Source organism: Moorena bouillonii PNG, assembly GCF_001942495.1.
In the GTDB taxonomy this organism is placed as follows: domain Bacteria; phylum Cyanobacteriota; class Cyanobacteriia; order Cyanobacteriales; family Coleofasciculaceae; genus Moorena; species Moorena bouillonii.
The window spans coordinates 5521415-5533823 of the sequence record NZ_MKZS01000001.1 but is presented as its reverse complement, the minus strand read 5'-3'; the positions used below and the strand labels follow the sequence as shown (position 1 = coordinate 5533823).

The 12409-nt window shown below is 40.5% G+C and carries 13 protein-coding genes and 1 pseudogene; 10 read left to right on the top strand and 4 right to left on the bottom strand.

The window, feature by feature from the left end; all coding sequences use genetic code 11:
- Nucleotides 1–400 precede the first annotated feature (400 nt).
- The gene (locus BJP37_RS22510; RefSeq protein ID WP_075902120.1) at nt 401–1000 is read right to left on the bottom strand and encodes a rhomboid family intramembrane serine protease; all 600 of its coding nucleotides are present in this window, start codon (nt 998–1000) and stop codon (nt 401–403) included.
- A 202-nt stretch (nt 1001–1202) separates the two neighbouring features.
- Here BJP37_RS22510 and BJP37_RS22505 point away from each other — a divergent pair, with 202 nt between their 5' ends.
- Nucleotides 1203–1820 (top strand): class I SAM-dependent methyltransferase, encoded by a 618-nt coding sequence (locus tag BJP37_RS22505; RefSeq protein ID WP_075902118.1) that lies wholly within the window; start codon nt 1203–1205, stop codon nt 1818–1820.
- A 38-nt stretch (nt 1821–1858) separates the two neighbouring features.
- Here the strand turns inward: BJP37_RS22505 and BJP37_RS22500 are convergent, their stop codons facing one another.
- Nucleotides 1859–2722: an SWIM zinc finger family protein gene (locus tag BJP37_RS22500; protein WP_075902116.1), complete on the bottom strand. Its 864-nt coding sequence runs from the start codon at nt 2720–2722 to the stop codon at nt 1859–1861.
- 440 nt (nt 2723–3162) lie between these two features.
- Between BJP37_RS22500 and BJP37_RS45150 the strand changes: the two are divergent.
- Nucleotides 3163–3393 (top strand): annotated as a pseudogene (locus BJP37_RS45150) (type II toxin-antitoxin system Phd/YefM family antitoxin).
- A 79-nt stretch (nt 3394–3472) separates the two neighbouring features.
- Here the strand turns inward: BJP37_RS45150 and BJP37_RS22485 are convergent.
- Both BJP37_RS22485 and BJP37_RS22480 read right to left on the bottom strand, forming a co-directional pair.
- Entirely contained in the window at nt 3473–3844 is a 372-nt protein-coding gene (locus tag BJP37_RS22485; protein ID WP_075902114.1) for a DUF5615 family PIN-like protein, read from the bottom strand.
- Nucleotides 3819–4172 carry a DUF433 domain-containing protein gene (locus BJP37_RS22480; RefSeq protein WP_075902112.1) on the bottom strand — a complete coding sequence of 118 codons (354 nt, stop codon included), beginning with the start codon at nt 4170–4172 and terminating at the stop codon, nt 3819–3821. Before BJP37_RS22480 ends, BJP37_RS22485 begins: the two co-directional genes overlap by 26 nt.
- 1267 nt (nt 4173–5439) lie before the next feature.
- Here BJP37_RS22480 and BJP37_RS39800 point away from each other — a divergent pair.
- From BJP37_RS39800 to BJP37_RS39795, 8 genes are all read left to right on the top strand, one after another.
- On the top strand, nt 5440–5577 hold the full coding sequence (locus BJP37_RS39800) for a hypothetical protein (RefSeq protein WP_158069717.1): 138 nt from the start codon (nt 5440–5442) through the stop codon (nt 5575–5577).
- A 28-nt stretch (nt 5578–5605) separates the two neighbouring features.
- Nucleotides 5606–6931 carry a P-loop NTPase fold protein gene (locus BJP37_RS22475; protein WP_075902110.1) on the top strand — a complete coding sequence of 442 codons (1326 nt, stop codon included), beginning with the start codon at nt 5606–5608 and terminating at the stop codon, nt 6929–6931.
- 1 nt (nt 6932) lies between these two features.
- Nucleotides 6933–8588, top strand: coding sequence for a tetratricopeptide repeat protein (locus BJP37_RS42800; protein ID WP_075902108.1), 1656 nt, complete (start codon nt 6933–6935; stop codon nt 8586–8588).
- A gap of 137 nt (nt 8589–8725) precedes the next feature.
- On the top strand, nt 8726–9955 hold the full coding sequence (locus tag BJP37_RS42795) for a CHAT domain-containing protein (RefSeq protein ID WP_229415415.1): 1230 nt from the start codon (nt 8726–8728) through the stop codon (nt 9953–9955).
- A 4-nt stretch (nt 9956–9959) separates the two neighbouring features.
- On the top strand, nt 9960–10316 hold the full coding sequence (locus BJP37_RS22460; protein WP_075902104.1) for a hypothetical protein: 357 nt from the start codon (nt 9960–9962) through the stop codon (nt 10314–10316).
- A 66-nt stretch (nt 10317–10382) separates the two neighbouring features.
- On the top strand, nt 10383–11810 hold the full coding sequence (locus BJP37_RS22455) for a hypothetical protein (RefSeq protein ID WP_075902102.1): 1428 nt from the start codon (nt 10383–10385) through the stop codon (nt 11808–11810).
- 81 nt (nt 11811–11891) lie between these two features.
- Entirely contained in the window at nt 11892–12212 is a 321-nt protein-coding gene (locus BJP37_RS22450) for a HigA family addiction module antitoxin (protein WP_075902100.1), read from the top strand.
- Nucleotides 12202–12409, top strand: a 208-nt coding sequence (locus BJP37_RS39795) for a hypothetical protein (RefSeq protein ID WP_158069716.1), incomplete at its 3' end; no start/stop codon positions are given. The genes BJP37_RS22450 and BJP37_RS39795, both read left to right, overlap by 11 nt.

Sequence of the window (12409 nt, the reverse complement as noted above, 5' to 3'; positions counted from 1 at the left end):
GTTATGCAGAAAAGGGTTAAATATTTGTTAATAGCGATGCAGCGCGGTCTTGGGGAGCCAGTGCGGTCTTGGGGGTCTCCCCCATGAGCAACTGGCGTGGTTTCCCCCACTCGCGCTTTGCATCAAGACAAGGAAAGCGCACCGAGGGAAATGGAGAGATGGGGAGATTGGGGGAAGAGAAAGTTATACCTTTGACCGCAACTTGGTATAAGGCTCAAAACTGGCTAAATTCATGAGGTCGAGATCCCGAGACCGGTGGAGCCCACTAGAATCAAGCTGAAGTGATGGTGATTTTCGTGGTACCCACCGTTTGCCAGCCAGAGTTGCTCTGACTCCCTACCCATTCACCCAATTAAGGGTAAGCTGACCACAGTGGTTTAAGCTTTAGCCCCATCTTTGCTTACAGAAACAGATTCCGAAACGTATCCATATTGCTGGCTGCAAGCATACCTGCTAGGAAGCCAAATAAATGTCCTTGCCAGGAGATCCCTGTTTCACCAGGCAATAAACCTCTGAGTGTAAAACCATAGACACCACCGATAGCGATAGAACCTATGACTAACAGGGAGTTACCTTCTAAATACCCCTGTCCGATCAGAAAAGCTACATACCCAAAAACTAGACCGCTTGCGCCATAAGAGACCGTGTTAGGTGAACCAAGTAGCCATTCAGCCAAACCACCAACCAAGACTATCACCAAGGTCACGACCCAGAAATCATCCGTTCCTCGTAACAACACCCAACAGCCAAGGAGCGCGAACGGAATAGTGTTTCCGATCAAGTGTTTCCAGTCTTTGTGCAAGAAGGGTGAAAACAAAATACCAACTAGCCCAAGCCAGGTGCGGGGTTGGATACCAAACTTGTCGTTCAGTGCTCCCCCGCATAAGACTAAATTGACAAAACTTATAATCCAGGCGTAAAGAACCAAATCACCCACCGCCTGGAAGTTGTCACCCCAAGCATTTTGGAATTGATTAATCCAATCAAATATACTTGTCATACTTCACCCGGTAGCCTGCACGCTCATATTTATGTTTACTACTATAATTTATATAGCGTTTCTCCAGGATTTTTTACCTATTCCCTGTTCCCTACTCCCTACTCCCTAAAACCCAGTACTTTGTAACTTAACTAATTAAGACTTGCTATATATATAATTGATCATGAGTGCCAATTCAAGGTTATCCCAAGGTAATTGGATCATGAGTGTATATTCAGAGTTGGTTTTTCCCCGATTGATGGACTGGGCTATGTCTGACCCGGTCTTAAGCAAGTATCGTCAAGAGGTTTTATCTGAGGTGTCTGGGGAAGTCTTTGAAATTGGCTTTGGCACAGGATTAAATTTAAGGTATTACCCCAACCACCTACAAAAACTTACAACTATTGATGTTAATCATGGGATGGAATCATTAGCTAAAAAACGTATTCATGACTCGGAAATTACTGTTGATTTTCGGGTACTGAATGGCGAAAGTTTACCGATGGCTGACCATAGCTTCGATAGTGTAGTTAGCACCTGGACATTGTGCAGTATTACTAAAGTAAATCAGGCTATAGAAGAAATTTATCGGGTCCTAAAACCAGGGGGAAAGTTCTTTTTTATTGAGCATGGAATAAGTGATGAGTCTAAGGTTCAGGTTTGGCAAAACCGCTTGACCCCTTTACAAAAGATTATTGCGGATGGCTGTCATCTAAATCGTAATATCAAACAGCTGGTTGAAAATCACTTCCAGATTCTGACGTTAGAAGAGTTTTATGAACCAAAATTTCCTAAGATTATGGGCTATATGTATAAGGGTGTTGCTCAGAAGTCTTGTTAGCATTAAGCGGTCAGTGGTCAGCGGTCAGTAGTCAGCTATTAACTATCTCGATTTAATGCTGAAATTACAGCTTGCTGGCTGACTATCTGATAAATTCCTTTGAGATACTGCATGACACGAGGGTCAGCTGCTCCTAGAGGAATTGTTCCTAAGACATCAAGGACGGTTCCACTATCTGTTGGTGGTGCAATTACCACCAGGGAAGAATCGAGAGGCTGATCGTATTGCCAAAATTGCTGAATATTGACTGAGGTTTCAGGATCGCCGATTGCTGATTCCCCCTCTTCCCTGTTTTGATCAGGGTTTTGATCAGCAGACGTGAGATTTGGGATTGAGGATGGCTGCTCTGTGGCGGAAGTTTCCTCTGTTTGACCACTCCGTAATTTACGCAAGGCATCAAGGATTTGTTCTTTGGTGCTTCCCCGCAACTGGAACAAAACAAAGGGGTCTTCACTGAAGCGATCGCCTAATTCATAGTATACTGCTGCGATATGCTTACAAGGATTTTTGGGATCGGGGCAATTGCATCGGGAACGAACGTCGGAGAGGGTGAAGGGAAATAAACTTAAACCATTGGAAGTAAATACTTCTTCTATATTATGGGGCATTTCTCCTGCTAATAACTGAGCTGAGTAAATTGCTTTACTTGCCAGGGTTTGCACCACATAATTCCAGTCTTCATCGGTAAAGGGTTCGATGGAAATGGTTAATTCATAGGGCTCCGGAGCAGTTCCTTGAACTTTGGCGACTACTTGTGGTCCTAGAAAGTCAATACTAAGAATATTGCCTTCTTTGGCATAGATACGTCCCCGTTCCAAACGCTTTTTGAAGCGATAGGAATTGAGTAAGTCATTCCAACGTTCTACCCACCATTCTTGGGTTTCGATTTCGTAGTTTGTCATTTATATAGCAAAGAAAACAGGGAGTAGGGAGTAGGGAGTAGGGAGTAGGGAGTAGGGAGTAGGCAACAAATGCTTATATTAGCACTATAGCTGTTTGTAGTCTAATCAGGTAAGCAGTATTTTTTCGCTCTTCCCTGTTCCGAAGTCCCTGCTCCGAACGCGGGGCGCGAACGGAGCAGGGAGCAGACCGATTTTTGGCAACTTTACACAAGTTAATACAGCGATGCAGCTTCGGAACAGGGGGTTTCCCCCACTCGCGCTTTGCATCAAGAAGTGAGGTTTATTTTTGTCCAGGTACATATTTATGGTTTTTTAGGGAACAGGGAACAGGGAATAGGGAACAGGTAAGAGGTAAAAAATCCTGTGTAGCTGATAGCTATGAAAAACCATGTAAATGTGATATAATTTTAGTGTTACCTAACTCCGTTACTAGTTTCATAATGAAAACAATTTCAAAAAGTATACTGAAAAGCAAACTGCTGGAGTTATTGCAGCTTGTAGAGTCAGAAGGGTAAGAAATTGTAGTCACTGATCGGGGCAAACCAGTGGTGATAATTTCTAAATACGGTAATTTATCCTCAACAGAACAGTTATTTGGAAAAATGCGCGGTAAAGTCAAGTATTTTGAGGATTTAACAACTCCTACAATAGAAGAATGGCGAGAAGTGTGAAAATTGTTCTCGATACTTGCGCGTTGATTTGGTGGAGTCTATATCCAGATAAGCTTTCTCAATCGGCGAAAGACCTTTGCTAAACGCTATAACTGTGTGGAAGATAAATAATTTGGTCTTGATATTCGTTTTCAAAAGATGCCTCAGCTAGAAAAACCAGCTCATCAATATTTTCTCCCATACTTAACTTGGTGTTGAGAATAAAGATTCCTGGTATGTGATTCCCTTCTGCAATATAATCAGCTAAATGGGTAGGCATAGATTTACGATTATTTGTTACCAGCACAAAACCATACTCGTCACACCATTTCAGAATTTGGGGGTCTAACGTTCCTCTTGCAGGAGTATTCGGTTCACCAACAATCCACATCACCAAATCAGGAGAATTCCGGGTCAATTGGATTTTGTAAGCAGGATTGACATTTTCATCCAATAGATAGTTGAGAGTCATCAGCTTTTTTGATTACTTTTCGTTCTGCTCTCAACTTCCGCAATCGCAGGGCAGAGGTCGAGGGGTTAATTTGCTGTGCTTTCAGTTGCTGGTGACTCCACTCTAACCAGTCAGCAACATATTGGCTCACCATTTCTTTATTGTGTAGATAATAAAGAATAGTAGCGTAGACCTGTTCTAGATTTAGGGATGGATAGGTTTCGGCAATTTCTTCAGGAGTGCGGGCACGATGGATATAATCATAGAGAATAGTTTCTATTCCTATTCTTGTGCCTTTTATCCGAATATCGTCCACACTGAGGAAGTCAAAATAGTCTTTTAGTTGCATTTATTTTATAACAAAGGGAACAGGGAGTAGGGAGCAGGCAAGAGGCAAGAGGCAATAGGCAATAGGCAAGAGGCAATAGGCAAGAGGCAATAGGTAAAAAATCCTGTGTACCTCTTAGTTATGGAAAACGCTGTATTAGCTTATTAGCTCGTTATAATTATAGCAATTATACGACTTATGAGATAATTGCTGGTTTTTAGGGAGCAGGGAGCAGGGAGCAGGGAAGAGTAACCCACCCCTAACCCCTCCCAGGAGGGGTTAGGAAGAGGTAAGAGGGGAAAAATAATGTGTACCTCATGAGTCCTAGAAACGCTATAAGTAAAAAAAATATGTCCTAAACTAGACTTGATTGGCTCTCATAATTTATCCAAATTTTAATGCCTAAATTCCTATAAATAGTATTTGTAAATAAATGTAATTATTTTAAATTATCCCTTGCATTTTTTTCATTAGTTATCTATACTATAGATATTGAGACTAAGACTAATAACCGCGCTGGTTAAAACCATTAACCAACGCCAGCGCGGTTTTCCTCCCACCTAAATAGGAGTTACTTCCATGATGGCAAAAAGATCACAATTATCAATACGGCGGTTTGCAATTGCTGTTAGGTACAACGTCTGGGCTTTTAGGGAGCAGGGAGTAAGCAATAGGGCTATATAAAAAGTTTCTATGCCATGAGGTACAAAGAGATCCCCCTAAATCCCCCTTGATAAGGCGGACTTTGAGGTTGATAAGCGTACCTCATAAATCCTAGAAACGCTATAAGGCTCAAGGGTTAACAATAGACCAGACCAGGTAATCATTTCTAACACACCAGTACCCATTTATTCCTAACGAGTACTAATTTCTCACACAGCAGTACTATTTTCTGGTAAACCAGTACTAATGTGTAACAAAGGGGTACCCATATATAACAAACGAGTACTAGTTTCTCATTAACTAGTACTCGTTTCTTGTAAGTCAGTACTGTTGTGTAACAAATGGGTACCCGTTTCTTCCTAAGGAGTACTAGTTTTTCATTAACTAGTACTTGTTGCTAATGAACTAGTACTTTTTTGCTCTTAACCAGCTTTTAGGGTGGGCAAAATGCCTTTGGTTATTTTAACAACTCTAGATACTATTATTTTGCCCACCCTACGCACTGTTCTGTATTCCCTGTTCCCTATTTCCTAAAAACCTCACCTAATTAAAAACCGCAATATATTATTTTATAATAGGATCATTACCAGCCAGCCATAGGGCAATTGCCATCGGGGGCATCTCATTGTTACGGTTTTATCCGGTGGTGCGTTATTTTATTAACTTGTGTAACGTTGCCAAAAGTCTCCCTACTCCCTACTCCCTACTCCCTACTCCCTACTCCCTACTCCCTACTCCCTACTCCCTGCTCCCTGCTCCCTAAAAAAAATCCTTTATACACATCACCCCCCATGAGCTTAATCAAAAAAATCTACAATAAATTTCAACCATTTTATCCCTTATTAGCCAACGATCCAGCTTATGTAAACTGTAGTGAAGTCAGGGGCGATGACAATATTTTCCGGGAAATTGGTAAAATTATCCTCTTTTCAGATCAACCGACTTGTCAACTTTATACTGGACATCGGGGTGTGGGTAAATCAACGGAGTTATTGCGTCTGGAAGATTATTTGCAGAAGAATGGCTGCTTTGTGGTTTATTTTTCTGTAACGGCAGAGGATATTGATGAAATCGATACTCAATATACAGATATCCTGTTAGCTTGTACTCGTAATATTGTGGATAATCTTAAAGAGTATGCATCTCCTAATCCGTTATTAAATTGGTTAGAGTCTCGGTGGACTGAATTAAAGGATTTGGCGTTATCGGAGGTAGAATTTGAAAAATTAACGGTTGAAGCTCAAATTCAGATTTTTAGCAAATTGACTACAACCTTAAGACGCATTCCTAGTACCCGTAAAACCATTAGAGAACAGGTTGATAATTATAGTGTCTCGTTGATTACAGCGTTAAATGAATTTCTTAAAGATGCTCAAGATAAATTACCTGACGACCAATTAAAAATAGTTATGATAGCAGATGACTTAGATAGAATCATCCCCCTGGAAAAAGGGAATAACAGAACAAGTCACGAGGAAATATTTCTTGATTATAGCAGTCAATTAACAGCGTTGAATTGTCACGTAGTATATACAGTACCAATTTCCTTAGCCTATTCCAGTCAAGCGACTGAATTAAGAAATATTTATGCTACTCCTCAAGTGTTACCAATGATTATGGTAAAAAACCGTGACAACCAATCCTATTCACAAGGATTAGATAAATTAAAAGAAATTATTGAAAAAAGAGTTCACTTAGTTGACCCTACAATTGATATTGATACAAAAATATTTGATAGTCAAGATAGTCGCATTGAGTTATGTTCAATGACTGGTGGTCATGTGCGAGAGTTGATGCTATTAATGCAGTCAGTAATGCGTTATATTGATGATTTTCCGATTACTACAAAAATAGTTAGGCGGGCGGTTAGTGATGCCAGAGATAGCACTTATCGTAATGCGGTTAGTTCTAAAGAATGGCCAAAATTAGCCGAAGTTTCTCTTTCCAAGACTATCCCTAATGATGAATACTATCGTAGTTTGCTATTCCGTCGTTGTCTCTTGGAATATCGAGAGTTTGATGCAGAATATAATTCGGTAAGTTGGTATGATGTTCATCCTTTAATTGAAGGGACATCTGAGTTTAAATCTGCAGTTAGTGAGTTAATCAATAAATAAAATGCTTACATCTAATTCAACAACATTTAGATCAGATGAACAAGAATCCTATCTGAGGTTAAAACGCGATTTATCTTGGCGTGAAGGGTTTGGGATTTTATTTGTACGGTGTAGTCCTGTACAAGAAAAATTTATACTTGAACAAATCAAACAAGATATTAATGATCAAACGGTTGATGTTTTAAAGTTAGACCATGCTATTTATAATTTATATGATTTGATTGAGGAAAAAGTTAACGAAAATATCAATGATATTTTATTGATTAGTGGCATTGAAAAATCGTTAGATTTAAAGGATTATATTAAACGTACCCTTGAAAACCCTAAAAAATCCTATCAAAGAGAGCCTTTAGTCAGCTTATTAGGTCATCTCAATTGGCAACGGGAACGATTTAGAGATAATTTTAATTGCTGCTTAGTGTTTACCGTTAGGAAATATACGTTAAAGTATTTAGTCCGTCGTGCTCCTGATTTTTTTGATTGGCGTTCTGGAGTAATCGAGTTTCCTGTAGATAGAGATATTGATTTGCTTCAATATTATACTCCCCTTCAATCTGATATTGACCAGCAAAAACCACAGGACGTATCTCAAGATATAGTTCATAGTAGTGACGAGTATTATGATTTGTTGAAAAAGCTACTATTACTAGAGTATGAAAATGATGGTGATTTACAAGCTATTCATGATGTTATTAAATATAATACTGATAAGTTAGATAGCTCTTTTGCCAAAATTTTAGAACAGTGGCTCCTTAAGACTTGTGCAGAACTAAATCCTGATGAAAAAGAAGCAATTGCCGATATAGTAGAAAGTCTTTGTCTTGATATTGCTCAATATAATTTAGGAAAAAATGCAAATGCTATAGAAATAGCCATTACTGGATTAGAAACTGTTTTACAATTACGTCCCCGGGAAACTCTATCCCAAAAATGGGCGCAAACTCTACATAATCTTGCTAATGTTTATACAGATCGTCTTGTTGGTGACAAAGCTGAGAATTTAGAAACAGCGATCGCTTGTTACCAATCTGCCTTACAAGTTAGAACCCGTGAAGCTTTACCTTTACAATGGGCAACAACTCTTAATAATATTGCTATTGTTTACACTAAAAGAATTAAAGGAGACAGAGGAGACAATCTGGAGCAAGCTATTAGTTGTTATTCCAAAGCTTTAGAAGTACGAACTCGTGAAGATTTTCCCGAACAATGGGCAACGAATAAAAACAATCTTGGTCTTGCTTACTTTTACCGAATAAAAGAAAAAAAAGCACAGAATTTAGAAAAAGCGATCGCTTGTTTCCAACAGGCTCTTAAAGTAACAACATTGGAGGCATTTCCCCAAAACCATGCAGAAATTTTATTCAACCTAGGGCTGGTTTACCAAGACACTAACCAGTTTACCTCAGCTTACACCACCTTTAAGTCTGCCATTGACACCGTAGAATCTTTGCCGGAAGAAATAGTTTCTGTGGAATACTTTAACCAAGTTTATAGGCACATGGTAGAAGTTTGTCTAGAATTAGATAATATCACTGAAGCGATGGAATATGTTGAACGGAGCAAAGCCCGGAATTTAGTTGAACAAATCCTCAGCCCTGACTTTAACACCATCTTTACCGCAGATGTTGTCACTCCACTAAAAACATACAGAAATTAAGCTACAGGACAATCTCAAATCCAACATGGTAAAGCTGACAATCCCAAATTTATAGGATAACCTCTTTAATAATTGCGACAGCACCGTAATGAATTGCAATACCACTCACAACTCAATTCTCAGTTATGGATTCCAGCTTGACCATTTTCAGATTTGATGACCAGACTGCCATTGTGCAGTTTTACATTACACGGGATAAGTTGGTCACTTTTATCACCTACAAAACCCAGAAGCCTATAGTTTGGCAGTCTCAGCCAAAAGACTTAAACAAATTTGAAAAATGGGTTCATGGATATTTAAGAGCTTACAAAACCAATAAAGACCATTGGAAACGTCGCCTAGCTACCCGTCTACATTTGCTGGCGCAAATTCTGCACATTGATGAAATCATTCAGCAAATACCCCCAGAGTGCGATAGGTTAATTTTAATCCCCTATGGGGATTTACATTGGTTCCCGCTTCACGCCTTGCCTATCACAAGTCAGCAGGAGAAAGCTAAATCTGAAATTCTAATGGATCGTTTTCCCGCAGGGGTAAGTTACGCCCCTACTCTTAAACTACTCCAACTTGCTCAAACCAGAAAACGCCCTAACTTTACCCACCTGTTTGCTGTTCAAAACCCCACTGGTAACTTACCTTGCACCGACATTGAAGTAGAAACCATCAAACACTACTTCAATCAACCACCAGATACAGAGGTTCTCGTGGGAAAAGCTGCCACCAAAGCCGCCATAGATAGCAAACCTCTCAATACTTACCACTGTGTCCATTTTAGCTGTCACGGTTACTTTAACTTCCAAGAACCACGTAAGTCTGCCCTGATCCTGGCAGATGCCTACCTCAGCCCTACCCCTGCTGAACTCAATCAAGAACAACATGTAGTTTTGGATAACGGTAAAGTCATTGACCTAGATAAGTGTTTCCCCACAAATACAGTCTCTGGGCTAGAATTAGAACAATGTCGCCTTGTCACCCTTTCTGCTTGCGAAACGGGATTAATGCCATCCAAAAGCAGCGGCGACTACTTTAATTTAACCAGTTGTTTCCTAGTTGCGGGTAGTCCAGCGGTAGTTAGTAGCCTATCGAAGGTAGACGATTTATCGACAGCGTTGTTGATGATTAAATTTTATCAGAATCTATTTGATCAGAATCTGCGAGAGCAGATGTCCTTAGCAGTTGCCCTTAATCAAGCCCAATTCTGGCTGCGGGATAGCACCCAGTCTAAGTTGCTAGCCTGGAGTAGGCAGTTACCTTTAGAAAACTCTTTGATGAACAAGATTGAACAAAAACTACGTTGGTTTAATCCCCATCAGCAACCGTTTAAAAAGCCCTACTATTGGACACCATTCTGTGTAATTGGAGAGTAACATCATGATTTCTGACCCCATACTGCTAGTATTTCCTTACTTTCTGGACAGCAAACCAGAAGTTTTTTTTACGGAAGACTTACAGGACTTAGATCAGACCTTAGCCCGTTTGCAGAGTAACCCACCAGAAAATGTTGAGGAAATTCTGATAAATTGGTTCAAGGCACGGCTTACAATTAGGGATAAACTCATAGAATTTGAGGAAATTTACAGGGCGGAGCTTGGCAAAGTTCCTCCCACTGAACCTATTCACCCCGATCGCCTTGAGAATTGGTTTCAGGAACTGCGCGAGCAAGTGAAGGATAAACTCAATAGTAATAGTAAAGGGAACGGGGAACAGGGAACAGGGAACAGGAAGTAGGTAGTAGAGAATTTTTAAAATTCCTACACGGATTGCTAAAGTCTGAATCTAATCAAAACAATACCAATGACCTCTAAAGTCTATGCCCCTAATGTTCATTTATTTGCCTTTCATCTAAAAACTAGTCAGCAAACTACCTTACTCTGGGATAAATCCAACGAGATTATCTCTCAAAAATTTGGAGTGACTAAGCAGCTTGAAATTGAAGAACAGTCAGGATATCGAGTAGACCTGCTCAAGGATAAAACTACTGATGATGTGGCTTTCCACTTTGGGAATAACGTTATCCTAGATAATACTTCCCTGGCTGTTACCGGAGTAGCAACTCCTGTAAGAATTCAAGATACCTATGCCTTAGCCCTAAACCTCCGCCGTCCTGAACTAGAGCAAAATCAGATCCAACGCACCCAACCCGTCCCCTCCAGCTTTCTAGAAAAATTGAACCCAGCAGGCTGCTTGATGCCTGAGCAAATCGGCAGTTCCCTTGGTCAAACGTTGCTCTTAACAGTTTGGTATACAGAACAAAAACGCTGGGTTCCCTGGAAATTACTGCAAAATCGCCAGGAATTAAGACAACTGGCTGACGAGTGTTTGCGAGCCTTCATTCCCGCTCAAATGCCCTGTCCTACCTTCAATCAAGAAGGGGAATTATTCGGCAGTCCGATTTTTGAATACGGAGTTCCTAGTCAACCGGAAAAATATTGTCACATACTGGTTTGGATTTTTTGGGAACCAGAAGCCAGTGATAAGTTTATCGATTACTATTCCAATTTTATTAACCTATTTTGTTATCGAAATAAAGTCATCCGTGCTTATCAGCTTAATCGTCAGGTTTATCAGGTAATTAAAACGGAATATCAAAACATTGAACAGTATTTTGACACAACGTTTCAAAACTGGCCAGCTAGTCAAAGCTTGAGTCAAGGAGAGTTAAATAAATTCAAGGAGGAGATCAAATCAGTTTCCCAAAAGGCATTAGACTACTCTCGCTTACTCCGAGACTTAGACCATTATCGCGTGACAATTACTATTAATGCTGAAAACTATAAGCGAGAACTGACGGATATCTCCAGCAAACTTCCCCAAGATGACTTGAGTTTTTTAGAAACCTTTTTCAATGATTGCCGCCTCTTTCAAGAACAAATCCAATCAGATTTGGGCTATTTTGGCAATGGTGCTGCACTACTAGAACAAGCCCTTAGTGCTATCCGAGCCCGAGTAGAAATTGAACAAGCAGAACGGGAGAAAAGATTAGAACGTTGGATTGCCCTGGTGGGTACTGGTTTAGCGGTCAGTGGTATTTCTTCCCAAACCGCTGCTAAACCGGTAGAGTCTATTATCACCCAACTATACCCAAAACAATCCTTAGATTGCCCCACCGCTGGTTTTATACCTTGTATGCTTTACACTGGTGTTTTTGTGCTAGTTCATGTTGCATTTGGTGTGATCGCTGCGTTAATTTTAAATGGAATTATCAATTTGAGATCAAAATGATTACTAAAGGGAACAGCGAGTAGGGAGTAGGGAGTAGGAAAATGGAGATGCCTATGATGTTGAGATTGTGGATTATCACTAATGACTACAAAACTTCCCCCTATTACTCCCGGTGACATTCTTCTAGAAGAATTTATGAAACCATTCCGCATCAGCCAGAATCAACTGGCTAAGGATATCCATGTACCGGTAACACAGATTAATGCCATAGTAAACGGCAAAAAAACCATTACTACTGATACAGCCCTGAGGCTAGCCAGATACTTCGGTACTACTCCCCAATTTTGGTTAAACCTCCAGCAACATTATGAGCTTGAACTAGCCGAAGCAACCCTAGCTGATCAGATTTTGAAAACGATCAAGCCCCTCGCTTCTATTGCGGCAAATGACCATGAAGCGTAAGCTATCAGCTGTCAGCTTAAGCGCTACGCGCACGCTACGCGAACAGCTGTCAGCTATCAGCTTACGGGCATCTTGGTGGAAGGGGCATCAGGTGTGGAATGGGCATCAGGTGTGGAAGCGATGCAGCGCGGTCTTGGGGAGCCAGTGCGGTCTTGGGGGTCTCCCCCATGAGCAACTGGCGTGGTTTCCCCCACTCG